The sequence below is a fragment of the Chryseobacterium sp. A321 genome, assembly GCF_054489265.1.
In genome coordinates this window covers 1,957,281-1,983,156 of sequence record NZ_JBTMWZ010000001.1, presented here as the reverse complement: position 1 = coordinate 1,983,156, position 25,876 = coordinate 1,957,281, and the positions used below count along the sequence as shown (strand labels likewise).

At 40.6% G+C, this 25,876-nt stretch carries 26 protein-coding genes and 2 tRNA genes; 23 read left to right on the top strand and 5 right to left on the bottom strand.

The features are described from left to right. The first annotated feature begins 18 nt into the window (after positions 1 to 18). From ACX3PZ_RS09275 to ACX3PZ_RS09225, 11 genes are all read left to right on the top strand, one after another. Entirely contained in the window at positions 19 to 3,330 is a 3,312-nt protein-coding gene (locus ACX3PZ_RS09275; protein ID WP_459112621.1) for a cytochrome c biogenesis protein, read from the top strand. Between the two features lie 305 nt (positions 3,331 to 3,635). Further along, the gene (locus ACX3PZ_RS09270) at positions 3,636 to 4,286 is read left to right on the top strand and encodes an N-acetyltransferase (RefSeq protein ID WP_459112620.1); all 651 of its coding nucleotides are present in this window, start codon (positions 3,636 to 3,638) and stop codon (positions 4,284 to 4,286) included. Beyond that, positions 4,268 to 5,464 carry an argininosuccinate synthase gene (locus tag ACX3PZ_RS09265; RefSeq protein WP_459112619.1) on the top strand — a complete coding sequence of 399 codons (1,197 nt, stop codon included), beginning with the start codon at positions 4,268 to 4,270 and terminating at the stop codon, positions 5,462 to 5,464. Before ACX3PZ_RS09270 ends, ACX3PZ_RS09265 begins: the two co-directional genes overlap by 19 nt. Beyond that, on the top strand, positions 5,457 to 6,443 hold the full coding sequence (gene argC / locus ACX3PZ_RS09260) for an N-acetyl-gamma-glutamyl-phosphate reductase (protein WP_459084132.1): 987 nt from the start codon (positions 5,457 to 5,459) through the stop codon (positions 6,441 to 6,443). Before ACX3PZ_RS09265 ends, argC begins: the two co-directional genes overlap by 8 nt. A gap of 33 nt (positions 6,444 to 6,476) precedes the next feature. After that, complete coding sequence (locus tag ACX3PZ_RS09255) at positions 6,477 to 7,610, top strand: aspartate aminotransferase family protein (RefSeq protein WP_459112618.1); 1,134 nt, start codon at positions 6,477 to 6,479, stop codon at positions 7,608 to 7,610. Next, the gene (locus ACX3PZ_RS09250) at positions 7,607 to 8,560 is read left to right on the top strand and encodes a Rossmann-fold NAD(P)-binding domain-containing protein (RefSeq protein ID WP_459112617.1); all 954 of its coding nucleotides are present in this window, start codon (positions 7,607 to 7,609) and stop codon (positions 8,558 to 8,560) included. The genes ACX3PZ_RS09255 and ACX3PZ_RS09250 overlap by 4 nt, the downstream gene beginning before the upstream one ends. Before the next feature lie 7 nt (positions 8,561 to 8,567). Next, on the top strand, positions 8,568 to 9,368 hold the full coding sequence (gene argB, locus ACX3PZ_RS09245) for an acetylglutamate kinase (protein ID WP_459112616.1): 801 nt from the start codon (positions 8,568 to 8,570) through the stop codon (positions 9,366 to 9,368). Next, complete coding sequence (locus tag ACX3PZ_RS09240) at positions 9,365 to 10,435, top strand: M20 family metallo-hydrolase (RefSeq protein WP_459084128.1); 1,071 nt, start codon at positions 9,365 to 9,367, stop codon at positions 10,433 to 10,435. The genes argB and ACX3PZ_RS09240 overlap by 4 nt, the downstream gene beginning before the upstream one ends. Before the next feature lie 3 nt (positions 10,436 to 10,438). Continuing rightward, on the top strand, positions 10,439 to 11,785 hold the full coding sequence (gene argH / locus ACX3PZ_RS09235; protein ID WP_459084127.1) for an argininosuccinate lyase: 1,347 nt from the start codon (positions 10,439 to 10,441) through the stop codon (positions 11,783 to 11,785). Continuing rightward, entirely contained in the window at positions 11,772 to 12,251 is a 480-nt protein-coding gene (locus ACX3PZ_RS09230) for an Lrp/AsnC family transcriptional regulator (RefSeq protein ID WP_459084126.1), read from the top strand. Before argH ends, ACX3PZ_RS09230 begins: the two co-directional genes overlap by 14 nt. Then, on the top strand, positions 12,238 to 12,600 hold the full coding sequence (locus ACX3PZ_RS09225) for a cupin domain-containing protein (protein ID WP_459084125.1): 363 nt from the start codon (positions 12,238 to 12,240) through the stop codon (positions 12,598 to 12,600). The genes ACX3PZ_RS09230 and ACX3PZ_RS09225 overlap by 14 nt, the downstream gene beginning before the upstream one ends. Before the next feature lies 1 nt (position 12,601). Here ACX3PZ_RS09225 and ACX3PZ_RS09220 read toward each other — a convergent pair whose 3' ends face one another. Genes ACX3PZ_RS09220 through ACX3PZ_RS09210 form a run of 3 tightly spaced genes read right to left on the bottom strand, consistent with a single transcriptional unit; the run spans position 12,602 to position 14,984 of the window. Beyond that, positions 12,602 to 13,213: an HAD family hydrolase gene (locus ACX3PZ_RS09220; protein WP_459084124.1), complete on the bottom strand. Its 612-nt coding sequence runs from the start codon at positions 13,211 to 13,213 to the stop codon at positions 12,602 to 12,604. Next, entirely contained in the window at positions 13,206 to 14,543 is a 1,338-nt protein-coding gene (locus ACX3PZ_RS09215) for a Na+/H+ antiporter NhaC family protein (RefSeq protein WP_459112615.1), read from the bottom strand. The genes ACX3PZ_RS09220 and ACX3PZ_RS09215 overlap by 8 nt, the downstream gene beginning before the upstream one ends. Before the next feature lie 6 nt (positions 14,544 to 14,549). After that, positions 14,550 to 14,984 (bottom strand): type I restriction enzyme HsdR N-terminal domain-containing protein, encoded by a 435-nt coding sequence (locus tag ACX3PZ_RS09210; RefSeq protein ID WP_459112755.1) that lies wholly within the window; start codon positions 14,982 to 14,984, stop codon positions 14,550 to 14,552. A 4-nt stretch (positions 14,985 to 14,988) separates the two neighbouring features. Here ACX3PZ_RS09210 and holA point away from each other — a divergent pair, with 4 nt between their 5' ends. The 11 genes from holA to ACX3PZ_RS09155 all read left to right on the top strand — a co-directional run bounded on the left by holA (position 14,989) and on the right by ACX3PZ_RS09155 (position 23,276). Next, positions 14,989 to 16,023: a DNA polymerase III subunit delta gene (gene holA / locus ACX3PZ_RS09205; RefSeq protein WP_459084122.1), complete on the top strand. Its 1,035-nt coding sequence runs from the start codon at positions 14,989 to 14,991 to the stop codon at positions 16,021 to 16,023. Between the two features lie 147 nt (positions 16,024 to 16,170). Beyond that, positions 16,171 to 17,109 carry a thioredoxin-disulfide reductase gene (trxB, locus tag ACX3PZ_RS09200; RefSeq protein ID WP_459112614.1) on the top strand — a complete coding sequence of 313 codons (939 nt, stop codon included), beginning with the start codon at positions 16,171 to 16,173 and terminating at the stop codon, positions 17,107 to 17,109. A 6-nt stretch (positions 17,110 to 17,115) separates the two neighbouring features. Beyond that, positions 17,116 to 17,478 carry a fluoride efflux transporter CrcB gene (crcB, locus tag ACX3PZ_RS09195; RefSeq protein WP_459084120.1) on the top strand — a complete coding sequence of 121 codons (363 nt, stop codon included), beginning with the start codon at positions 17,116 to 17,118 and terminating at the stop codon, positions 17,476 to 17,478. A gap of 109 nt (positions 17,479 to 17,587) precedes the next feature. Further along, positions 17,588 to 17,672: transfer RNA gene (locus ACX3PZ_RS09190), tRNA-Ser, on the top strand. 639 nt (positions 17,673 to 18,311) lie between these two features. Continuing rightward, a complete protein-coding gene (locus ACX3PZ_RS09185) occupies positions 18,312 to 18,950 on the top strand; it encodes a redoxin domain-containing protein (RefSeq protein WP_459084119.1) in 639 nt (212 codons plus the stop codon). A gap of 42 nt (positions 18,951 to 18,992) precedes the next feature. Then, positions 18,993 to 19,307, top strand: a complete 315-nt coding sequence (locus ACX3PZ_RS09180; protein WP_459084118.1) for a thioredoxin family protein — start codon at positions 18,993 to 18,995, stop codon at positions 19,305 to 19,307. Further along, a complete protein-coding gene (locus ACX3PZ_RS09175) occupies positions 19,288 to 19,536 on the top strand; it encodes a DUF6952 family protein (RefSeq protein WP_459084117.1) in 249 nt (82 codons plus the stop codon). The genes ACX3PZ_RS09180 and ACX3PZ_RS09175 overlap by 20 nt, the downstream gene beginning before the upstream one ends. A 284-nt stretch (positions 19,537 to 19,820) precedes the next feature. After that, the gene (locus tag ACX3PZ_RS09170; protein ID WP_459112613.1) at positions 19,821 to 20,738 is read left to right on the top strand and encodes a universal stress protein; all 918 of its coding nucleotides are present in this window, start codon (positions 19,821 to 19,823) and stop codon (positions 20,736 to 20,738) included. Between the two features lie 17 nt (positions 20,739 to 20,755). Next, positions 20,756 to 21,190, top strand: a complete 435-nt coding sequence (locus ACX3PZ_RS09165; protein WP_459112612.1) for a GNAT family N-acetyltransferase — start codon at positions 20,756 to 20,758, stop codon at positions 21,188 to 21,190. Positions 21,191 to 21,192: 2 nt separating this feature from the next. After that, positions 21,193 to 22,299 carry an alanine racemase gene (locus tag ACX3PZ_RS09160; RefSeq protein ID WP_459112611.1) on the top strand — a complete coding sequence of 369 codons (1,107 nt, stop codon included), beginning with the start codon at positions 21,193 to 21,195 and terminating at the stop codon, positions 22,297 to 22,299. Between the two features lie 92 nt (positions 22,300 to 22,391). Further along, complete coding sequence (locus ACX3PZ_RS09155) at positions 22,392 to 23,276, top strand: AraC family transcriptional regulator (protein WP_459084111.1); 885 nt, start codon at positions 22,392 to 22,394, stop codon at positions 23,274 to 23,276. Between the two features lie 40 nt (positions 23,277 to 23,316). Here ACX3PZ_RS09155 and ACX3PZ_RS09150 read toward each other — a convergent pair. Beyond that, positions 23,317 to 23,388 (bottom strand) — tRNA-Arg (locus ACX3PZ_RS09150). A 110-nt stretch (positions 23,389 to 23,498) separates the two neighbouring features. Beyond that, positions 23,499 to 24,518, bottom strand: a complete 1,020-nt coding sequence (locus ACX3PZ_RS09145) for a M28 family metallopeptidase (RefSeq protein ID WP_459084110.1) — start codon at positions 24,516 to 24,518, stop codon at positions 23,499 to 23,501. Between the two features lie 386 nt (positions 24,519 to 24,904). Here ACX3PZ_RS09145 and ACX3PZ_RS09140 point away from each other — a divergent pair, with 386 nt between their 5' ends. After that, entirely contained in the window at positions 24,905 to 25,798 is an 894-nt protein-coding gene (locus ACX3PZ_RS09140) for an EamA family transporter (RefSeq protein WP_459084109.1), read from the top strand. Positions 25,799 to 25,876 lie beyond the last annotated feature (78 nt).

Below are 25,876 nucleotides of genomic sequence, written 5' to 3'. Positions count from 1 at the left end.
GTCGGTAATGTCAAGATTATGAAAAAGATTCAAAGCATTTTAATTTCGACGAGAACCATGGCGGTTCTTCTTTTAGTTTATGCGGGCGCAATGGGCTATGCCACATTTCTAGAGAACGATTACGGTACCCCAACGGCAAAGGCTCTTGTTTACGAGGCCAAATGGTTCGAAGCGGTGATGGTTCTGTTAATTTTAAACTTTATTGGAAACATAGGACGCTATCGTTTGTGGCGTAAAGAGAAATGGCCAGTACTCGTGTTTCACTTGTCTTTTGTCCTTCTGTTTTTAGGAGGTGCCATTACAAGATACATTAGTTTTGAGGGCATTATGCTCATTAGAGAAGGGGAAACCTCGAACGAAATTATTACGGACAAGACCTTCTTTAAGATTCAAATGGAAAAATCAGGCGATGTCCTTAGTTATAAGGATGTGCAGTATATGATGTCCCCAATTCACCATAACTTTAAAGCCAATTATGATTTTCACGGTGAAAAAGTGAAAGTGAAAGCTCTTGAATATGTACAGCGAAAAAAAGACAGTTTGGTGGCGAGCGCCGATGGTCAGGAGTATCTTCACTTTGTGACCACAGGCGATCGCGGAAGACTCAATTATTATTTGAAAGAAGGAGAGTCTAAATCCTTAAACGGAACTCTCGTGAGTTTCAATAACCCGATTGAAGGAGCGATTGAATTTAAAAAAGATGCGGACGGTAAGTTATCCTTGAAAACACCCGTCGATTCTAAATATATGGTTATGGCAACGCAGGACAGTGGTTCTGTAAAGGCAAATGTTTATGAGCCTTTAGCACTTCGAAGTCTCTATACGATTAACGACATACGAATTGTGGTTCCAGAAGGACTTACAAAAGGTTCCCTTCTTGCTTTTGAAGGAGATCGAAACAAGGACAAAGCTGTCCCAGATGCACTTACAGTAGAAGTGCAAGGGCCAAAAACGACCCAACAGGTCGAGCTTGTCGTGGAAAGAGGAAATCCTAATTTGTATAAACAAATCACCCTGGACGGAATAAACATTATGCTAGGTTTTGGTCCTAAGATTTACACCACACCGTTTGCAATTAAATTAGATGACTTTGTGATGGAAACCTATCCAGGAAGTTCTTCTCCAAGTGCGTACGAAAGTCACATTCAAATTATTGACGAGGGAAAACAGACGCCTTATAAAATATACATGAACCATGTACTCAATCACAAGGGGTATCGATTCTTCCAAGCCAGTTTTGACCAAGATAGACGAGGTACTCACCTGTCTGTGAACCATGATTATTGGGGAACGCTTGTGACGTACATTGGGTATTTCTTACTCTTTACCTCCATGTTTATTATCTTCTTTTGGAAAGGCACTCACTTTTCAAAATTAAATACCATGCTAAAGAACCTCAATCGTAAAAATACGACTCTTGCGCTTTTACTTCTTTTAAGCGTCGGCCTTAATGCGCAGAAAATAGAAACGCATGGTACCTCGGACGGAAGTCCACAAATGAGGGCTACGAATCAGAGCGCAGCCAATGCGTCGACCCATGCCCTTGAGGATGGTACGATTCATGCAAACGATTCGAATGCTACGGCTTCCAACCAGCCTCAGGCTTCCAATCAGAATTCAGTTGCACAGTCGATGACGGCCCTACGAGTAATCTCTGCGGACGAAGCCATCGCGAAATCTAGAATTTCGAAAGAGCACGCGGATAAGTTTGCTTATTTGCTCGTACAGAATTACGAGGGAAGAATTGTTCCGATGAGTACACAAGCTTTAAATGTACTTCGTAAACTTTATAAAAAGGATAAATTTAAAGGAACAGGGGATAAGGAATTAACTCCTGAGCAGTGGTTTTTATCCATTAATACCGATACGCCAAGTTGGACTATGGTGCCCCTTATTAAAGTGGGAACCAAAGGAGGAGACGAACTTAAGAGAAAAACCAAAGCGAATGACGAGGGGTATACGGCCCTTATGAATTTATTCCCATCAGATCAGAATGGAAATTTGAATTACGTTCTTGAGGAAGATTATAATGCTGCGTTTGCAAAGAAACCAGCAGAGCAAACCAATTATGATAAAGAAGTTATTTCTGTAAACGAAAGAGTTCAAATATTTAATGAGTTTTTCTCTGGTCAATTCATGAGAATTGTCCCTGTGAAGAACGATCCAAACTCAACATGGCATTCTTGGCTAGATCAGAATTTTGAACCGGACATGGAATCTCAAAAAGTGATGGGTCCTTATTTCTCCTCTGTGCTTCATGCGCAACAAACTGGAAATTGGGCTCAGGCCGATGCCGCACTTCAAGACCTTTCGAATTACCAACAAACTTGGGGGAAAAATGTAGTTCCTAGCGAATCAAAAGTCAAGGCGGAGGTCTTGATGAATCAAGTGGATATCAACTTCCGTTTGTTAATATTCTATACCCTAATTGGAGGACTCCTGATCATTTTAGGATTTGTGGATCTATTTAAGAAGAAAGCCATTATCGCAAAACTCATAAAGGTGGTTCTCTATATTGGTGCAATCGGATGGTTCTTACAACTTCTTGGTTTAATAGGACGTTGGTACATTTCAGGACACGCGCCTTGGAGCAATGGATACGAAGCAATCGTCTTTATCTCCTGGGTTGGTATTACAGCCGGGTTTGCGCTGTACCGTAATTCAAATGCCTTAATTCCGGCAGCTGGATTTATGGTTGCAGTGATTATGATGGGCTTTGCTCATGGAGGCTCTGCGCTGGACCCTCAGATTACTCCGCTTGTACCTGTTCTAAAATCCTATTGGCTAATTATCCACGTAGCGATCATTACTTCAAGTTACGGGTTCTTTGGGCTCTCCTTCGTGATTGCTATTATATGCCTCGTGTTTTACCTTCTTGCAAATAAGAAAATCTACAAATTGCATAACGAAAGAACAATTAAAGAACTCACTATTGTGTCAGAGATGTCCCTCACCATAGGGCTCTATGCTTTAACCGTAGGAACCTTTTTAGGGGGGATCTGGGCAAATGAATCGTGGGGTCGTTATTGGAGCTGGGACCCGAAGGAAACTTGGGCTTTTGTTTCTGTAATGGTGTATGCTTTTGTTCTGCATATGCGTCTTGTACCGGGTCTTCGAGGAAGATGGGCGTTCCACGTGGCAAGCATGTTTGCTATTTCTTCCATTATTATGACCTATTTCGGAGTGAACTATTACTTAAGTGGACTCCATTCCTACGCGGCAGGAGATCCTGTTCCTGTACCGGCATGGGTTTACATAGGAACCGTTTCTATGCTTCTTTTAGCTACCGTTTCCTATTTCAAATTCAAAAAATTAAATAAAAAGAACTAAGGAATTCTTAGTAAAATAAAGCAGCCGCCTCACTATAATTTTGAGGCGGTTTTTTGTAGTTGTTGTACCCGAAGATTAAACACATTGCTTGTAAAGGGGTGAAACTTTATTCGCCAAAAAATTAGCTACAAGACAAGAATAGACGGACTTCAAAAGTGTCTGTTCTTTCTACAGATAAAATTTCTTCCAATTTCACTTTTTTCAGATCAAAAAACTTTTCAAAGCATTTTTTTTGAAATAAATTATCTTTTATTATTTGTTGGTAAAGATAAAATATCTAAATTTGCACTTTGTTTTAGATAAAAGTGGAAGAAGAAATTGAATTTACAGTAATCGTGGCACAAGCATCCCATAAGATATATGTGCCTGAAATTTTACAAGAAATTGAAGTATCAGCCCTTGCGAGAGGAACCGGCATTGCAAAACGCAGCGCCTCTTACGTGGAGCAAAAGATTGAAGAGAACAAAGCAATCATGGCTTTTACTTCGAAGGGAGAGTGGGCAGGGTTCTGTTATATCGAAACCTGGAGTGATAAAACTTACGTCGCCAATTCAGGCTTAATTGTCAAAAGAAAATTCCGTGAAAAGGGACTTGCCAAGAAAATTAAACTTGCCACATTCGCGTATTCCAGAGAACAATTTCCGCAAGCCAAGATCTTTGGATTAACCACAGGTCGGGCGGTGATGAAAATCAACAGCGATTTAGGATATGCTCCCGTTACTTATGACGAGTTAACCCAGGACGATGTGTTTTGGAAAGGTTGCGAAAGTTGCGTGAATTATGAAATTCTAAAAAGCAAAGAGCGAAAAAACTGCCTTTGCACCGCCATGCTTTACGATCCTCATGCTCAAAAGAACAAAGGGCGTCAGGATGCTGGCTTAACAGAAAGTAAAAAAGCAGGACTCCCTCTGTTTGCAAAATTTAAAAATAAGAAACAATGGTTATGGAAAAAGTAGTTTTGGCCTACAGCGGTGGGCTTGACACGTCGTTTTGTGCGGTGTATCTTTCAAAAAGTATGAATTTAGAGGTACACGCTGTTTTGGTAAACCTAGGAGGGTTTAGCCCCGAAGAATTGGTAGAAACAGAAAAAAGGGCACTTGAACTTGGCGCGGCTAGTTTTCATGTACTGGATGAGCAAAAGACCTACTACCAAAACTGCCTTCGGTTTTTGATTTATGGAAATGTGCTTAAAAACAATACGTATCCACTTTCTGTAAGCTCAGAGAGAGTCTATCAGGCCTCAGCCCTTGCTCAGTATGCAAAGAAGATCGGAGCTACTTATATAGCCCATGGTAGTACAGGGGCCGGAAATGATCAAATCCGTTTTGATTCCATTTTTCAAATTCTTTGTCCTACTGTAGAAATCTTAACGCCAATCCGAGATTTAAACTATTCGAGAACGCAAGAGATTGAGTTTTTACAGTCCCATGGATTTAAAATGGATTTTAAAAAATCCATGTATTCTATCAACAAGGGGATTTGGGGAACCTCTGTCGGAGGAAAAGAAACCTTAAGTTCAAACCTCCCTTTGCCTGAGGAGGCATATCCTACAAAGGTCACAGCAAAAGAGTCGCTTGTGGTAGGTCTTACCTTTGTGAAAGGAGAAGTTATAGCGGTGGACGATAAAGAGTTTTCAATGCCTTTAGAGGCTATCCAGTATCTTGAATCTTTAGCGCAGCCCTTCGGGATTGGACGAGAGATCCACGTGGGAGATACCATTATAGGACTCAAAGGCCGAGTCGGTTTTCAAGCTTCTGCAGCGATGATTCTTTTAAAAGCTCACCATCTGCTAGAAAAACATACCCTAAGCAAAGCTCAGCTTCTCATGAAAGACCAGTTGGCACTTCAGTATGGCAATTACCTGCACGATGCGCAGGTGCTAGATCCTGTAATGAAAGATCTCGAAGCGTTTTTCGAAAGCTCCCAAGACAAAGTTTCAGGGAAGGTCCTTGTTCAACTTAATCCCCATTATTTTACGCTTCTAGGAATAGAATCTCCTAATGATTTAATGCAGAGCGCAGCAGGGGTGTATGGAGAAGTGAATAAGGGGTGGAGCGCACAGGATGCGAAAGGATTTTCTAAGATTTACGCCAATGCACTAAGTATATACCATCAAATTCACAGTCATGAGTAAAGAGCAAAATCAAATAGCGGTTGGCATTGTAGGTGCAACCGGAGTGACGGCAGGAGAATTAATACGAATTCTTCTTTACCATCCCCACGTAAAGATTTCCTTCTTAACCTCAACCAGTATGCAAGGGCAAGCGGTCTCAGAGGTACACAAAGATTTGCTAGGGGAGACTTCATTAGTGTTTCAAGAAATTATTGAGCCTGCAGACGTTATCTTTTTATGCCTTCCTCATGGGGAGAGCAGAAATTGGATGGCAGAAAATAAGGAGCACTTGGGAACAGGTACTCGAATTATTGATTTAGGCAATGATTTCCGGGTGGATGAACTTTGGGACGAAAGTAAATTTGTCTATGGTCTGAGTGAATTTAATCAGGATCAAATCGCAAAGGCTACGCACATTGCGAATCCAGGCTGTTTTGCGACCGCCATCCAACTTGGCCTCTTGCCACTTACGAAAATCGAAGAAATCGACAAAGTGAGCTGCGTGGGGATTACAGGATCCACCGGCGCAGGCAAATCCCTAGTTCATACGACCAATGCAAATTGGCGTACAGGCAATGTTTCTCCGTATAAGACTTTCACACACCAACACAACGATGAGATCTTAAAAAGAATCTCCGTAGTACAGGAAAAACCGATAGATTTTCAATTTGTGCCTTGGCGCGGCGCTTTTACCCGCGGGATTTTTGTGACCTTAATGCTAAAAACTCTGAAACCCTCGTCCGAAGTGATTGAAGCCTATAAATACGCATACAAATATTCCGATTTCGTGCATGTTTCTCCCGGTCCGATCGATTTAAAGCAAGTTGTAAACACGAACAAAGCTTTGATCTACTTGGAGCAAGTAGGGCAGGATTTGGCGGTGCATGTAGCGATTGACAATCTAATCAAAGGTGCCTCGGGGCAAGCGGTACAAAATATGAACCTCATGCTTGGACTAGCTCCTACCTGTGGACTTCAGTTAAAAGCCTCTGTGTATTAAGTAAAAAGTAGAAGAACCTTAAAGAAAGGAATTATGAAATTATTTGAAGTCTATTCTCGACTTCCTTTAGAGATCGTGAAAGCAAAAGACTGCTATCTCTGGGATGAAAACGGTAAGAAGTATCTGGATTTTTATGGAGGACATGCCGTGATTTCAATTGGACATAGCCATGCTCACTACCAAGAATCTCTTTCTAAACAGCTGAGTTCAATCGGATTCTATTCGAATTCAGTTCAAAATCCCTTGCAAGAGAAGTTGGCTGAACTTTTAGGAAGAGTAAGTGGTTACCCGGATTATGAGCTATTTCTTTGCAATTCCGGAGCAGAGGCCAATGAGAATGCTTTTAAATTAGCCTCTTTTTTTACAGGGAAGAAAAAGTTCATTGCCTTTCACGGTGCCTTTCATGGAAGAACTTCTGCTGCAGTGGCGGCCACGGACGACCCCTCCATTGTGGCTCCCGTCAATGAATCTGAGAATTTTATATTCTGTGAGTTGAATAATCCTCTTATGTTTTCACAGATTGTTCAGCAGCACAAAGAGTCTTTGGCCGGTGTAATTATTGAAGGAATTCAAGGAATTGGCGGTGTGCACCTTCCCAATTCTTCTATGCTTGAAACGATCGAAACTTTAGCTAAAAAACATGGATTTCTTACGATTCTCGACGAAGTGCAAAGTGGCTACGCTCGAAGCGGTCGGTTCTTCGCTCATCAACACAGCACCCTTAGGCCTGATCTAATTACAATTGCCAAGGGCATGGGGAATGGATTTCCAGTTGGAGGTGTGCTTATTAGCCCTCGCATTCCTTCTCAAAAAAAGATGCTTGGAACTACTTTTGGTGGGAATTACCTAGCCTGCGCAGCGTCCATCGCAGTTTTAGAAGTGATTGAAAAGGAAGGTCTTGCTAAGAATGCTGCGGACTTAGGAGATTATTTATTGGAAGAATTAGGTGAAATTCCGCAGATTGAGCAGGTTCGAGGGAGGGGCCTTATGGTGGGAATTGATTTCCCAGGGCCGGTCTCTGTTATTGCGCATCAATTAAGAGTTGAGCATGGAATTTTGGTGGGCAGTGCTTCAGACCCTCGAACCATGCGACTTCTTCCCCCTTTAACTATAAACAAAAAAGCGGTAGATGATTTTCTTCACGCTTTAAAACAAATTTTATCATGAAAAACTTTACATCCCTCGCTGATGTGACCAACCTAAAGGAGCTTCTTTTGCATGCACATCAGCTCAAAAAAGATCTTTACGGCAATTCAAAAGGAGGTCAAAATAAAACCTTAGGTCTTGTATTTTTAAATCCGAGTTTAAGAACGAGACTTAGTAGTCAAAAGGCCGCTGCGAATTTAGGCATGCAGGTACTTTTGGTCAGTCCAGGATCCGAGGCTTGGACTTGGGAGTTTAAAGACGGAGAAGTGATGAACGGCAGTAGCTCGGAGCACGTAAAAGAAGCGGCGAGAGTATTAAGTGAATATTGCGATATTATCGGACTTCGTTCTTTTCCTGGTCTTAGCGACCGAGAAAAAGACTACAGCGAGGACGTTTTTAAAAGCTTCGTCTCGTACGCAAAAGTCCCTGTGATTTCCTTAGAATCTGCCACTCGGCATCCGCTTCAGAGTTTTGCTGATTTAATCACGATTCAAGAAAACTGGAAATTAGAACGTGCACCAAAAGTGGTTCTTTCCTGGGCCCCCCATTCCAAAGCGCTTCCTCAATGTGTGCCCAACTCTTTTGCCGAATGGATGAATGCTGCTGAGGTTGATTTCTCCATTGCAAATCCCTTAGGATACGATTTAAGTCCTGAATTTGTACAAGGAGCCAAGGTGTATCACGATCAAGATGAAGCTCTTGAAAATGCGGATTTTGTGTATGTGAAGAACTGGTCTTCTTTTGAAAATTATGGCACCATGCCGAAGGTGCAAAAAAACTGGTTGTTACAAGAGAATTTTCTAACAAAGAACCCTCAGGCTAAAGTAATGCATTGTCTTCCTGTTCGACGCAATCTAGAGATGAGCGATGCACTGCTTGATAGTGAGAATTCCCTAGTCTATCAGCAAGCTAGCAATCGTACCGTGGCTATGCAGACCGTACTCGAACGAATCCTTAAAGGAACTTTATAAACTAAGGATGGAAAAGCAGCAGGTACAGGTCCTTAAAATAGGAGGCGAAACTCTAAATTCTCTTTCGGCCTTAAATCGGGTAATTGAGATTATATCAAAGCACAAACCTCAAAACTTGGTACTTGTGCACGGGGGAGGAACCCACTTAAATCACTATGCGAAGAGACTCGGAATTGAGCAGCGAATGGTAGATGGACGTCGAGTAACGACCAGGGAAACCCTTGAACTCTGTACCATGGTGTACGCAGGACTTCTCAATAAACAACTCGTAGCGAAATTTAGCGCCTCTGGACTAAGTTCTTTAGGACTAAGTGGAGCGGATCTAAAATCCGTTCAATCGAAAAAGAGAGAAGTAAGCCTAGTGGATTATGGACAGGTAGGCGATGTGCAAAATGTAAACCTAGAAGTCTTCTCTCAACTTTTGAGTTTGGGGGTACTTCCGGTTGTTTGTTCCTTGACGCTGGGAGAGGAGTATGAACTTTTGAACACGAATGCAGACTCATTAGCTTCAGAAATCGCGATTAAATTGTCAGAAAGGTTTGAGGTCAGTCTACTTTACTGTTTTGAAAAAGAAGGGGTTTTGCTCGATGTGAATGAGGAAGAAAGCCTTATTCCTGTTCTTTCGCAGCCTGAGTTTTTGAATTTAAAAGAATCCCAAAAGGTGGCAGGAGGAATGCTTCCTAAATTAGAAACGGGATTTAAGGCCTTAGAAAAAGGAGTGGCGAAAGTGCAAATTTTGTCAAGTACAGGACTTGAGTCCGCGCTCTTTGATCGGAAGGTAGGAACCCAATTAATCCTTGAATCATGATAGAGAAATTACAGCGTAAAAGCGAGATAATTTTAAAGAAATTGATTGAAACCCCTTCACTCAGTACCCATGAAAATGAGACGGCCGATTTTTTAGAAGTTTGCTTTACCATGGAGAAGATTCCTTTTCAACGAAAAGGAAACAACCTTTGGGCAAAGAATAAATATTTTGATCCTAAACTTCCAACGATCCTGCTCAACTCCCACCACGACACAGTGGCACCGAACCTGTCTTATTCGAGAGATCCTTTTGAGGCCTATGAAGAGGAAGGAAAAATCTATGGACTGGGAAGTAACGATGCGGGCGCTTCTCTCGTGGGATTATGGGCTAGTTTTGTCTTTTTCTATCGCAAAAAGCTGCCTTATAATCTTATTTTCGCGGCAAGTGCCGAGGAAGAAATTTCAGGGCAGAACGGAATTGTAAGTATTTTGGAAGACTTGGGTAAAATTGATTTTGCCCTAGTGGGCGAGCCCACCCAAATGCAATTGGCAGTAGCTGAAAAGGGACTCGTGGTCTTAGATTGTATCGTTTCAGGCACGCCCTCGCATGCAGCCCATGCCAATGCTGACCATTCGATTTACAAAGCCTTAAAGGAAATTGAAAAAGTAAGTCACGCGAAATTTGAAAAATGCTCGGACCTTCTAGGCGAGGTGAAATCCACCGTCACGATAGTCTCCGCTGGCCACCAGCATAATGTGGTCCCCGACCAAACGAATTTTACCATTGATGTACGTACCAATGAGTTTTATTCGAATGAAGACGTGGTAGCTTATTTTGAATCGTTATTGGAGGCAAAGGTGAAGGCAAGATCTTTGCGACTGAATTCCTCAAAGATTAATTTGGATCATCCACTTGTTCTTGCTGCGAAGGCGAAAGGACACACGCTTTATGGATCTCCTACGATCTCTGATCAGGCACTTATGCCTTTCGATTCTGTGAAAATGGGCATTGGTGATTCCACGAGATCCCATACGGCAGACGAATTTATTTACAAAACCGAACTATACAATGGAATAGAGGAGTATATCGGACTTTTGACCGAACTATTTCTATCGAAAAAAAATTAAAATATGAACAATTCAAGTGAGAAGGCCAAGGTGACCAAGCTTTGGGCAAAAAATTCGACCAAGAGCAAAGGACTAGAAATTATTGAAAAATTCACGCTAGGTAAAGATCCTGAATTTGATTTGCAACTTGCCAAGTATGACATTATAGGAACCACCGCTCATGTGAAAATGCTCTCTAAAATTGGATATCTTGAAAAGCAGGAGCTCAGTGAAATCCTTGCGCATCTAGAGATTCTCCTGGACCGCGCTGTATCCGGGAATTTTGAAATAGAACCTGGCGTAGAAGATGTTCATTCTCAAATTGAACTTTCTCTCATTCAGGCCGTAGGGGCTCCGGGTGAAAAGATTCATACAGGGCGTTCTCGCAACGACCAAGTTTTATTGGCCATTAAGCTTTTTCTCCGAGAAGAGGCGCAAGGCCTCGCACAGGCCACAAGCTCCTTGTTTGGTACTTTAATTTCTCTCTCTGGAAAATACGAGAAGGAACTGATGCCTGGGTATACGCATTTTCAAATCGGAATGCCTTCCTCTTTTGGGCTTTGGCTAAGTGCCTTTGCTGAATCCTTTAGCGAAGACCTTGAAATTCTTGCTACAGCCTATAGCATTGTCTCAAAAAACCCTTTAGGCTCAGGAGCGGGATACGGCTCTAGTTTTCCCTTGGATCGAGATTATACCACAAACGAATTGGGTTTAGAGAAGATGAATGTCAATTCAATTTATGCTCAAATGACAAGAACCAAAGCGGAAAAGACTCTCGCATTCGCCATGGCCTCTCTTGCCTCAACGCTCGGAAAACTAGCGAACGATCTGTGTCTTTTTAGCAATCAGAATTTTGGATTTGTGGAGTTTCCTAATGATCTTACCACTGGCAGCAGTATCATGCCCCATAAAAAAAACCCAGATGTTTTTGAACTGATTCGAGGGAAGTGTTCTCGAATTCAGGCTCTTCCTACAGAGTTAACTTTGCTAAGTCATAACCTAATGACAGGGTACAATCGGGATTATCAACTCACCAAAGAAATTCTTTTTCCTGCCCTCGAGGATTTAAAAGATTCTATTGAAATCATGGAGTTTATGTTAGGCTATATGGAGGTGAAAAAAGATCTTCTAGATGAGAAAAAATATGAGTATCTTTTCAGCGTTGAAAAAATTAATGAGCTCGTTCTTCAGGGAGATAGTTTTCGCGAAGCCTATCGGAAAGTAGGAAATTCGATTGAAAATGGGACTTACCACTATGAAAAAAAGAGTCTATCTCATACCCACATTGGAAGTATTGGGAATCTCAGTTTAGAGCGAATCGTCCAAGATTTTAACGACGTGTACAAAAATTTTAAAGATGAAACCTCTTGATGCCACGGATCAAAAAATCCTAAACTTATTGCAAGAAGACTCCACGATTTCGGTAAAAGATTTAGCCGAAAAAGTAGGACTTTCCTTTTCACCCACCTACGAGCGTATTAAAAATATGAAAAGTTCGGGGGTTATTGAAAAGTACGTCGCCGTAATCAACAAAGAAAAGGCGGGCTTTGAGTTGACGGCCTATTGTAATATTACCTTAAAAGAGCAGTCCCTAGAGAGACTTCAAGAATTTGAAACCAAAATCATGTCCCAGACAAAGGTCTTGGAGGTAGTAAGCCTTTCGGGGACGTACGATTATATGATTAAGGTGGTGACGAAAGACATCAAAGAATACAACCGTTTTATGACTGAAGTCGTGGCGAATATTCCTAACATTGGCCAGTACCATAGCCATATAGTTCTCTCTGTCATCAAGGAGGAAACCAAATTAACGTTTATGCCAGATGACAAAGTATAAAATTCAAAAGTCGCCCTTTCACGTACCCACCACGGATGGGAAAACGATTCTCGAACATTGGGGAAATTCTATGGGAACGCCGGGCCTATCCATAGCCCATATGAAGGCTCCAAAAGGTTGGAGCGAACCCTTCCAGACTCCCGAATTTGATGAATACACCCTGATTGTGCGAGGCAAAAAACGTTTTGAAATCGAGGGAGAAGTCCTCGATTTAGAAGAGGGACAAAGCATCTTAATTCAGAAGGGAGCAAGAGTACGTTATAGCAATCCTTTTTCTAGGGAATGCGAATACGTTTCCATTTGCCTTCCGGCTTTCTCGCTCGATCTCGTGCATCGAGAGGAAACGTAAACTAATTAAACTCTACCCCTAAACTTATCAGTTCCTTTTTTAAATCCGTGGATTCTGTAATCCAAACGGTAAGAAAGCCAAGGCTCTTTGCCGTTTTACAATTCTCAAAATTATCGTCTATAAAGACGGATTCTTCTGGTTTTAGATCGTAACGATTACGTAAAACATGCCAGAGTTCAGGATCGGGTTTGATTAATTTTTCCTCACCAGAAACGACAATTTTCCCATCGAAAAGTTTGAAGAAGTCATAGTTTTCTAAGGCATAGGGGAAGGTTTCATGCGACCAATTGGTGAGACCAAACAGTTGATAAGGAGTTTTAGATAGTTCCCTAAGAACACTTACTCTATGAGGTATATCCCCGCGAAGCATGGTCGTCCAGTTTTCGTAGTAGCCACGAATCTCTTTCTCCCACTCCGGATGCTGTTTCAGAAGTATATCCGTTCCCTCACTAAGGAGTCTACCTTTGTCCTGTTGTGCATTCCACTCATTCGTGGCCACGGAATCTAAAAAGTATTCCATTTTTTCGTCGTCCTGGAAATAGTCTTTGAAATAATATCTTGGGTCCCAGTCCATCAGGACTCCTCCAAAATCAAATATGATGTTTTTAATCATGAGCGGTTTTTATTTGTTCAATGGGCCTTTCTTTCTTTCTTTCTTTCTTTCTGAAAAAGATAAAGCCAAGGGTTATAATAAGTAGTAGGTGAAGATAGTAAGAATTTAAGAGAAGATCTACATACTCAATTTTAAAGCCACTTAAAGATATTAGGATGAGTACCTGCGCTCCGTAGGGAATTAACCCTTGAATGTAACAGGCGAAAATATCCAGAATGGAAGCTGAGTTTTTAGCTTCTAGCTCGTACTTGTCATTTATTTCCTTTGCCACTTTACCCGAAATTAAAATCGCAATTGTGTTGTTCGCGACACAAAGGTTCGTGGCACTGACAAGCGCTCCAATTCCAAGAGAAGCGCTCTTTTTGTCAAAGATGAGTCGATTGATTGCACTTAAAATATATTGAATTCCTCCTGCTTTTTCTACTAAGGCGGCAAGACCTCCTGTCAAAAGTGATAGGTAAAATATTTCGGACATATTGGTAAATCCTTGGTAAGTGGTCTTGCTTAAAGTTAGGAAATCAAAGCTTGAATTCCACAATCCAAGTATTGCGGCTGAAAATAGCCCCAAAAATAAGGTCACAAAGACATTGACTCCTTTAAGGGCTAAAGCAATGACAATTAGGTAGGGTAGAATTAACAAAAGGTCAAAATGCAGGTTGGAGGTCTCGATAGGACTTGGAGATCCGTTTCGACCTGCAAATATAAAAAAGCCAAGTGCGAGAATCGCAGCTGGCAAAGCGAGTTTGAAATTCGCTCGGAATTTATCTTTCATTTCACAACCCAAACTTTGTGTGGCCGCGATGGTGGTGTCGGATATAATGGAAAGGTTGTCTCCAAAGATCGCTCCGCATAGCAAAGCGGCGCCCACTAAGCCCAGTGGGGAATCGCTCTTACTTGCCAGTTCGATTACAATCGGACCTAGTGTGACAATTGATCCTACGGAAGTTCCCGAGGCAAAAGAAAGGAAAGAGGCAATCACAAAAATACCTGCCGCAAAATATTGCGGGGAAATATAAGTCATTCCTAAGTTCACAATGCTATCGACGCTGCCTGCCGCTTTCGAAACCGCAGCAAAAGCGCCAGCTAGGAGATAAATAATACACATGGTAAGAATCTGTCCGTCACCGCAACCTTTTAAAAAGGTGTCCATTTTCTTCTGTAGGCTGCCTTTAAATAAAACAAAGGCCGCTACAATTCCCATGAGTGCAGCGAGTGGGGAAGGAAGGGCATAAAAATCTTGGTTGTAAATTCCAAATCCAAGAAAGGTAACGACAAAGACCAAAAGTGGTACAATGGACAAAAATCTATTTTTTATGGGTAGAGTGCTCATGAAGAATTAAAATTCAAATTTTATAAATTCGTAACCTTTTTCAGTGGTTTTAGCGAGTAGATGATTAAGCCCATTGCTGAGGAGAATGGTTTCTGCTTTAACGATAGAATTATAGCGGGCAATTTGTTCAAAGGTACTTTGCGAAAGCGGTATTTTAGGGGCTTTGCATTCAATTAGAATCTTGGGTAGTGTTTTCTCAGTCACAACCAAATCTAATCGTTTGGTAAGACCGTTAAGGGTTATTTTTTTTTCAGACAACAATGAAGAAGGCGCGTAGCCTTTCTCATGAAGGAAATAGTGAATCCAATGCTGCCTTACCCATTCCTCGGGGGTAAGTAAAAGCGAAGTCTTGCGAACTGAATCATAAATAAAAAACTTATCTTTGTCTCTACGGATCGCAAAATCAAAATCCCTCGGAAAATTCAGTTTTGGCACTTGCACAAGTATGAAAGAATTAGATTTACTCATCAAAAATATTAAAAATAAAGAACTTCTTCCGATCTATTTTTTTCACGGTGAAGAGCCTTACTATATTGATTTGGCTGTGAGCGTGTTAGAGAATGAAGTTTTGCAGGAGGACGAAAAGGCTTTTGGCCAAACCGTGCTCTACGGTAAGGAAACAAATATAGCTCAAATCATCTCCTATGCGCAGCAATTTCCAATGATGGGAGACTATAATCTTATTATTGTAAAAGAGGCGCAAGACCTTCGGTTTGACGAGAAAGCAGGCGAAATATTCAGTTCCTATGTAGAGAATCCCATTCCTACGACAGTCTTAGTGCTGGCCTACAAGCACAAGAAAATGGACGAACGTAAAAAGTTCATGAAGAAACTTAAGTTAAAGTCCATGGCTTTCTTAAGTGAACCGGTTAAAGAGTATCAAATTGGATCGTGGATCACCAATGAATGCAAAAAACTAGGGATTCCCGTAGAGCCCTCCATTCCTGCATTACTGGCAGACCATCTTGGAAATGATCTTTCTCGAATCCGCTCGGAACTAGACAAACTCAAATTGATTTTAAAGGAAAATCAAGTTCTCGATGGGAAAATAGTAGAGACTCATATCGGAATTAGCAAAGAGTTCAATACTTTCGAACTTCAAAAAGCCATAGGACAAAAAGACAAGGAAAAAGCAATGCGAATTGCATATTTCATGAGTAAGTCCTCGAAATCCAGTGGAGGAACTACCACTTTGTTTTACCGCTATTTTTGCAATATCATCTTCTTTCACACCATGAAAGGATTGCCTCAGCAAGATGTTTTAAAAACCATGGGGCTGGGTCATGCTTTTTTTCTAAACGAGGTGCGAGATGCAGCCTCGCGTTATAACTTAAAGCAAGCGACCCGCGTGATTTCAATAATTCGAGATTACCACATGAGAGAACGAGGAGTGGGATCTGCCGCGGTAGACAGTGGGGAGTTACTCTGTGAATTGGTATACAAAATATTGAATGTCGACAAAGTAAAGGTCGACTTGTAACCGTATGAATTATTGAATTTGCATCATTGACAGAATTCATGAATTAAAGCTGCATAAAGTTAGATTTTAACACGACTTTTGAGCGTTGATTTTAAAAATGAGCCCAATTTTGGGCAAGTAAACATATATAAACATAGACAAATACTTATGGAAAGCATTTTAGACTGCCTTATAGTAGGGTCCGGCCCTTCAGGATATACGGCTGCGATTTACGCGGCAAGAGCGGATTTAAAACCAGAACTTTATACAGGTCTTGAACCTGGAGGTCAATTAACGACTACAACCGAAGTAGACAACTTCCCCGGATATCCGCAGGGAGTTACAGGTCCTGAAATGATGCTTCAATTGCAGGCTCAGGCAGAGCGTTTTGACACCAAAGTGCATTATGAAATGATTACCAAGGCGGAGTTTTCTTCAGAGAGAGGAGGTATTCATACGCTTTGGGCTGGAAACAAGGAATTGAAAGCGAGAACTGTAATTATTTCTACCGGTGCCACAGCAAAATATTTAGGCCTGGAAGACGAGAAGACTTATTCTGGTGGAGGGGTTTCTGCATGCGCTACCTGCGATGGCTTTTTCTACAAGGGAAAAGATGTCATCGTTGTCGGTGGAGGCGATACGGCAGCGGAAGAAGCTACCTATTTGGCGAAATTAACGAGTAAAGTAACCATGCTTGTTAGAAAAGGAGAATTCAGAGCTTCTAAAGCCATGATTCACCGTGTGGAAAACACCCCGAATATCGAAGTGAAATATTTTCATGAATTGGTAGGAATTGAAGGAGAAAACGGACTGGTGGAAAGAGCTAAAGTCCTTAATAATCAAACGAACGAAATTTCGGAGATTGAGGTGCATGGGATCTTTATTGCGATTGGACATAAACCCAATACAGAGGTCTTTAAAGAGCAGATTACCACAGATGAAAATGGATACATTGTGACGGAGAAAGGTTCTACTCGTACCAACTTACCGGGTGTTTTTGCAGCCGGAGATGTACAAGATCACATCTATCGTCAAGCAATTACGGCTGCCGGTTCTGGATGTATGGCCGCAATGGATGCCGAGAAGTATCTTGCGGAATTAGACTAGAAAGAAATGAAAAGTCTAGTTCTTGTATTCTTAGGTGGAGGACTTGGAAGCGTACTTCGCTTTTTAGTATCCGCTTATACACCAAAATTAGGATCCATCGGGTCTTTTCCTATAGGAACGTTCACAGTAAATCTTATAGGGTGTTACTTAATTGGACTTTTCTCTGTTTTTTTCTTGAAAGAACCAGGCGCTAAATATTTTTTGATCGGTGGTTTTTGTGGTGGGTTTACGACGTTCTCCGCTTTTGCCTCAGAAACGACTAACTTGATGCAGAATTCACAGATGCCAATTGCCTTATTATACGTACTTCTAAGCGTAATAGGAGGGATATTAGCCGTCTATCTAGGGATGTATACGGGCAAATCTTAATTTTTCACCTTGAATATAAGGGTGTTGTAATAAATCTTTGTAAAATAGTTGTGCAAAAGTGAAAACCTCTTTATATTTGCACCACTGAAAACGAAATTATTCGTTTTTTGGAGAGATGGCAGAGCGGTCGAATGCGGCGGTCTTGAAAACCGTTGACTGTAACAGGTCCGGGGGTTCGAATCCCTCTCTCTCCGCTGGTTGGGAAACCAAAATAAGCTAGAACGCTGTAAATTTAAATGTTTACAGCGTTTTTTTTGGCGCAGTATCAATAAAAATCAAAATAGGTCAAGATTTATATGTTCTGTTTCGTGTCCGATTTTATTTTTAATTTCCTTCCTCTTTTTCCAGTCATATTTAGCTTTATTTAATGTATTTCATTTCGCTAAATCTTGTCAACCCATTGACCTTTAACAAAAACACCGGTGATTTTTCAGCATCCACACTGTCAACGATCTTTTAAAAAAGACGATGGTTTAAGGTCAGAAAAAGCCATTTTAAGAAAATGGGGAAACAAAAAGTGAAAATGGAATTTAATGCGGGGTTAAAATTCAGTTCTGGAATTCATTCTGATACAGGAGAGGAATACATCCTCTCGATCGATATACAGATTCTATTGCATTAAAATAAAAGTAAAATTAAATTAGACCTTACTTCGTGCAAAAGAATTGGGTCTTTGCCTTCGCATACCTTCTGTTGCAAATGGTATGCGCAGATTTAAGAAGACAAAGCCTATTAATTATTCGAATTCTCTCATTGTATTTATCTATTGATTAAGTTTTAGTTTGAGGCCTAAGTGCCGTAAATTTGCAGCGAACTTAAAAACAATATATATTATGTCATTAGTAGGAAAACAAGCTCCACAATTTTTAGCTCCAGCTGTATTAGACGGAGAAGAGATCGTTTCTGATTTCAAATTACCAATCGGTGAGAAAAACATCGTTTTATTCTTTTACCCAAAAGATTTCACGTTTGTGTGTCCAACTGAACTTCATGCATTTCAAGCGAAATTAGCGGAATTTGAAAAAAGAGATGCAGTGGTAGTAGCGGTTTCAACGGATTCAGAAGAAACACACCTTGCCTGGTTAAACACGAATAAAGACAACGGTGGAATCGAAGGAGTTAAATACCCAGTGGTTGCAGACTTAGCAAAAACGATTTCCATGGATTACGGAGTATTAGCAGGAGAGTATGTAAGTGATTACGAAACAGGTAAAGTTGTATTTGAAGGTCTTCCTGTAGCCTACAGAGGAACTTTCATTATCGATAAAAACGGAGTGGTAAGACACGAAACCATCAATGACCTACCACTAGGTAGAAATATCGATGAGTACGTAAGACTTCTAGACGCGATTATTCACGTTGAGAAATTTGGAGAAGTTTGTCCAGCAAACTGGGAAGAAGGAAAAACAGCGATGGCAGCAACGAAAGAAGGAGTTGCAGACTATCTGTCTAGCAACGTTAGTTTAAACTAATTCGTTAAAACACCAATAAAATCAAACACAAATACTATTCATATGTTTATAGAAGCAACAGAAGATAATTTACAAGAGGTATTGTCCCAGAACCCTAAAGTGCTAGTTCAATTTGGCGCTGCATGGTGTGGAAACTGTCGATTGCTTAAACCAAAAGTAAAAAGACTAGCGGAAGCAAATCCAGAAGTACAGTTTGTATATGTGGATGCGGAGAAATACCCTGAAAGCAGAAAATTAGCGGAAGTTACCAATTTACCTACGTTTGCCATTTACAACAATGGTTCGTTCGTAAATCAAGTCGTAACCTCTAAAGAAGAACATTTAAAAGATATTACCAATGAAATTGCCGGTTTATAAAAATTTAGCAAAATCAGCTTCCAATGAAGCGATGGAGAATGCGTTAGAAGTCCTTGAGATTTATGCGGATTCCCCAGCAGTGAAAGAAGAAGAAAGAGAAGCCATTGGTGAGATTATTTCTAATATTTGTGGCGCAATGGAGATGAAGTCGATGGTAGACGGTGGAATGAGTGAGCGTGATGCTGCAAATCATTTTATGAAGCGAGTTTTAGGTGCTATTGCACAATAATTAAGTTTCTCTTAAAAACTTTAACCCGAGGCCACAGCCTCGGGTTTTTGTTTTATAATCCGCAATCTGCCGAAGGATTAGAAGTGGAATGATTTAAAATAAAGTAGAATGATTTCGTTTAAATCCGAGCAGTCCGTACTTTTGTTGAAATAGGGTGTCTTTTCGCAGTTTAAGATAGAAAGGTTCATTCAAGTGCTTTCCAAACCAGTATTAAGATAAATTATACCATAAACAGTGCTGATTAACCCATGGTTTAAAGACAGTCTGTTTTATCTTTGCACCGTATGGATATTATGGAGCATGATATAAAAAAGATTTTAATTCCCTTGGATTTTTCAAGGAACCAATTAAATGTGGTTAATCTCGCGGTGCAAATTGCAACCCAAAATTCTGCCGCACTGCATCTATTGCATGTGGTGGATTCAAATTTATTAGGTTCGGGTAGCGCTTTTTCTGGGAAATTCTTTTTTCATGGTGCTGCAATTCTCGAACGTTCAGAAAAAAAATTACAAAAGTTAAAAGAAACCATTGAGTCCCAGGTGAACATTCCCGTGATTATAGAGTCTCAGGTAGGAGAGTTAACGGCCGTAGTTAGAGATTACGTTCCTACACAAAACATAGACTTAGTCCTTATGAGCGTAGGGCTCAAGAAGATTAAAAACCTTTTTTCGACAAACAAAGCCTATTCGGTCGTTAGTCAGAGCGAGGTGCCTGTCATTACAGTTCCTGAATTCTGTGAAATTAAGGAGCTTAAAAGTGTGATTTACCCAGTGAGAGAAGTGGACGGGGTTATTTCAAAATTAAATTCATTGATGCCCATACTGCTTCGAAAAAACGCCACTGTGCATCTGTTCGGGGTGAGGTCTTCTCAAAAAAGAGAGGAAGATAGACGTCCGATTGGAAATGTGCTTAAATTCTTGAAAGTGAGAATGAGGCGCAAAAAACTTGCGGTGGGAAGAGTCGATACGGTAACTACCGACAGTCCTGCCAAGGAAATCCTCGCACAAGTCTCAAAATTCGGTCCTGATCTTCTTGCAGTAAATGTGACCACAGAACGAAGTCTTAAGAAGTTATTTAAAAATAACTTTACGGAAAACATTATTAGTAAATCCGAAGTACCTGTGCTTTTTTACCGTAAGAATGAACCTGAAAATTTGGTTCAAACTTACGTTCAGATTCCATACCCAATGTACCCGGTATAACTTTAAAAAACATTACAATGCAAATTATAAAATTTTCAAATGTTGAAATTTCAAAGTCTCATCAAGAGGAGGTTGTGTCCTTTCTTTTTGAGCATCTCCAAGAATTTGGAGATTCCAAAGAAGATATATCAAAATCGATAGATTATATCTCCGACTTTGCTAACGGGAAAGGCGGACATCTTTTGCTCGCACAAGACGGAGCTACCTTGGTAGGCGCTGTCATTGTGAACCAAACGGGGATGGATGGGTATATACCGGCTAATATTCTAGTCTATATCGCTACCCATAAAGACTATCGTGGAAAAGGAATTGGTCGTAGCCTTATGGAGGAGACCATTAAAGTTTGTGAAGGCGGTATCGCTCTACACTGCGAGCCCGATAATCCTGCAAGAAAGCTCTATGAAAAACTGGGCTTTACTTCGAAGTATCTCGAAATGAGACTTAATTCCTAGGTATGTCCATTGTAACCCTTAATAAAGAAAAGCTCCATCATAACTTCTTCTTCCTAGACTCGCTCTTTAAGAAGCATTACATTGAATGGAGTATCGTGACCAAGGTGCTTTGTGGCAATGAGGTCTTTTTAAAAGAAGTACTTAGCCTTCCTATCGAAGAGTTTTGTGATTCTCGAATCTCTAATTTACAGGCAATCAAGCGCATCTCGCCTGAAGTCCAAACGGTGTACATAAAGCCAGTACCCGTGACTTTTGCGGATGATATATTGCAGTATGCGGATGTTAGTTTTAATACGGAAGTAGAGACTTTGGTCTACCTTTCTAAACGAGCGGTTGAGCTTGGAAAGATTCATAAGACGCTCATCATGGTCGAGATGGGAGAGTTAAGAGAAGGAGTTGTGCGCGGCCGACTCGTAAGTTTCTTTGAGAAGATTAAAGATCTTCCAAATATTGAGATTGTCGGTATTGGAACCAATTTGACTTGTCTTAATGGAGTGCTACCGGACTACGAAAAGATGAAGGAGCTTCACGAAAGCAAATTGGAGATTGAACAGAAATTTGGAATCCGGATTCCTTATGTCTCTGGAGGGGCCTCAGTAACGATCCCCTTGATTCTTAGAAATGAGCTGCCTTCTTACATTAACCACTTCCGAGTGGGAGAGAGTCTCTATTTTGGTACAGATGTTTTTGATAGTACAGAAATTGAGGCCATGCACCAAGATGTTTTTATGCTTCATGCAGAAATCATTGAGATTAAAAACAAACCCAATGTCCCGGAGGGAACCTTGGGCCTTAACTTAACAGGAGAGCAAAAGGATTTTAGTGATCAAGATTTTTCGGAGAGCACAAAACGAGCCTTGCTGGACATTGGTCTTTTAGAAATGAATCCAAGTGACCTTACCCCGATAGATTCTGATTTGAATATTATTGGCGGAAGTTCGGACATGCTTGTGATGGACCTTGAAAATTCAGATAGGCCGTACAAAGTTGGGGATTTCATGACCTTCAAGATCAACTATATGGGGCTTTTGAGTTTAATGAACTCGGACTACGTTGCAAAAATGCTAGAAGAAGATTACAAAAATCTAGAACCTCTGCACGAAGCCTAGCGGTCCTGAAGATTGAATCTAAATTTGCATTGCAGTTTTAGACTAGGATTGAATGGTATTTTTTATCTTTACTCGGTAATTTTGATTCACAAATGAGAGGGAATAAAACACCTGAAAAATATACGATTGATACAATTCGAGGTTCTGCGAGCGATTTCGATGGATTTAACATTTATGAATTTGAAACTTTTTTGAAGGATGCAGAGCATCTCTCAAAATCGCACCGTCATAATTTCTATACCTTCATCTTCACTTTAAAAGGACACGGATCGCATGTCATTGATTTTGAAGAGTATGAACTGAATGCAGGACGACTATTCTTTATCAATTATGATCAGATTCATTCTTGGAACATACAGGGAGATTTAAAAGGGTATGTGATTTTATTCTCCAGATCCTTCTACAATCTAATTTATACAGGAAATGAGTCCATAAAAAGCGACTCCGCGTTAGACAATTTGCCAAGCTATATTGATGTGGCACCAGAAGAAATGGGTTCTTGGACTGTTCTTTTCGAAAGTATTTATTACGAGTTTTTAAAAGGCCAAGAGTTCTCAAATGAAATCATTTGCCTTTTTCTTAAAGCATGTGTTCTAAAGATTCAACAAAGTCCAGAGCAGTCGAACTACCGCAATAATAAAACAGACCACAAAAGTGCACTTGTTCAGGAATTCGTATTGCTGGTTGGACAGCATTTTAGAGAACTGAAACTAACAAAAGACTACGCTAAGCTCCTTTCCATTACCCCGAACTATCTTAATGCGGTAGTGAAGGAAGTATTAGGAAAAGCGGCGGGTACTTTAATAAAAAACCGTACCGTTTTAGAAGCCAAACGACTTTTGGCTCATTCCAATCTATCAGTTCGTCAAGTTTCTTTGGAATTAGGCTTTAGTGACAATTCTCATTTTGGGAAGTACTTTCGAAATGAGGTGGGCTCTACACCCGTTGAATTTCGGAACCACTCCAAGGTGAATTAGTTTTGCTGCTACGTTGAAAAACAGCTTCAAACCTGCGTCGTGACTCCACCAAGAATCGAACTTGGATCTAAAGTTTAGGAAACTTCTATTCTATCCGTTGAACTATGGAGCCTTGAAAGGGCATTAGATTGTGCCTACTATTGAATTTAGGGAACACAAAAATACAAATAACAAATCCCCAATGCAAGCGCAGTTGGGGACTTTGTGTTATTTTGTTTTCGTTTATCTTGTGTTCTTTCCGTCCACAATAATTCGGTTGTCACGGTTTGCAAGTTCCCACGCCGTGGCAAAAACCAGTTGCGTTCTCTTTTGAAGTAGATCGTAATCGATTTTGTCAGGAGTGTCTGTCGTTTTGTGATAGTCGGCATGGATTCCGTCAAAATAAAAAGCGACAGGGACATTGTTCTTCGCGAAATTGTAATGATCACTTCTATAGTATAGTCTCATTTTGTCCGCTGGATCGTCGTATTTATAGTTCAGATCTAATTTCGTCGTTTTGTTATTTGCGGCCTCGTTAATGGTTTTTAATTCCGAAGAAAGCATTTCAGAACCGATTACATAAACATAATCTTTTCCTTCGTTTTCAGGATCGCTTCTTCCGATCATGTCGATATTTAAGTTCACAACCGTAGAGGCTAAAGGAAATACAGGATTCTCTGTATAGAAACGAGATCCTTGAAGTCCAATTTCTTCCGCAGTTACGTGAAGGAATAGAATCGATCTTTTAGGACCTTTTCCGTCTTTTTTAGCTTTGCTAAATGCTTCTGCAATTTCAAGAAGTGCGACAGTACCACTTCCGTCATCATCTGCTCCATTGTATACGACGCCTTCCTTGTTTTTTCCAACGTGATCGTAATGCGCAGAAATTACGATAAGTTCCTCAGGCTTTTCAGTTCCTTCGATATAAGCTAAAATGTTTTCGGAATCTGGATGCGTGGCTCCTCTACGATTTCCGAAATAAGCAGAAGGAATTTTTTGATAGAAATTGCTCATCGATGCGGGATGAGAAACTCCTATTTTTCCATATTCAGAAATCAGGTAATTTCCCGCTTTTTTCTGCCCTTCGCTGCCGGTAGCCCTTCCTTCCATCTCATCGGATGCTACGATATAAAGGTGTTTTTTCAAATCCTGGGCACTAATAGATTCGTAAGAAGATTTAAATGCCTTTCCGTCGTACCCCATGTTGACCGCGCAACTACTGAGGATAAATGCGGAAAACAATAGAACAATTGGTTTTCTCATAAATATCAAATTTTTTTTAAAGGTAAAAAAATTAAATGATAATTTGGCTATGATGTGCGGTGCATAGCGATATTCCTAGGGATTGGGTGAATGGATTTAGTTTGTAGAGGGTAGAAATAAGAATTGGATTTAGGGAATTTACGAAACAGGGTTCGAGAGGTAACTTTCCAAAAATCAACACGATGAGCGCGTTAACTCAAACTTAATTGTAAGAAGAAAAATTAGAAGGGTAGAAATAGATATTTAAGGGTTTTGTTCCGTAATTTTACCGTAGAATTAACCGTGGCGCTAGAAGGTAAAAGCTTTTTTGGTCACGGCCACCTAAAAAGAACTAGACAAGTGCAAGTTTAGTCCCACTAACAAAACCCTAATATGAAATTCAATCCATGAGCGTAGCTACTCATTTGTCTACAAAACATCTTTTGTTTGCGCTTCTAGTGGTCCTGGTTTGGGGACTCAATTTTATCGCCATATTTGTAGGCTTGAAGGAACTTCCTCCCTTTCTTTTCTGTACGATTCGCTTTGCGATGTCTGCGATACCTTTTGTGTTCTTTCTTCCTAGACCCAAAGCGCCATTTCTTACTCTGGTAGCCTTTGGACTGTTTAATTTTGCCATTCAATTCGGACTGATGTTTAGTGGCATCTACTTTGGAATGTCACCCGGACTTGCCTCTTTGGTTGTGCAGGTCCAAGTCTTCTTTTCGATTGGACTGGCCTATTTGCTATTTAATGAAAAACCGGGAATTATTAAAATTATAGGATCTCTTATTTCCTTTATAGGGTTAGGGATCGTGGCCTCGAAGGTAGGTGGAGGCGTAACTCTCATTGGTTTGGTGCTCACAGTTCTAGCTGCGCTATCTTGGGCACTAGGAAATATCTTTACGAAAAAGATTAATGCAGACTCTCCTTTGGCCCTTGTGGTTTGGGGCAATTTGATTGCCCTTCCTTTTATGGCTGCTACTTCGTTATTTGTAGACGGGCCCGAGCTTATTTTACAGTCGATTCAGAAGATTTCGTGGGTAACGATAGGGGCTGTGCTATATGTGGTTTATTTCTCTACCCATTTAGCGTATGGGCTTTGGGCCTTTTTAATGAACAAATATGCCACTTCGGTTGTGGTTCCGTACACCCTTTTGATTCCCGTGGTTGGATTTCTAAGCACAGCTCTTTTTCTTGGGGAAGAATTAACTCCATGGAAGCTAAGTGCATCGGCCTTTATATTAAGTGGACTTGTCTTTAATCTATTCGAGAAAAAGATCCTTGCCCTTTTCAAGAAATAATCTTGGAAAGGAAGTCTATTTTGAGATTCTCAACGAAAAACAAATCCGTTCTGCCCGAACGGATTTGCTAGATAAAGA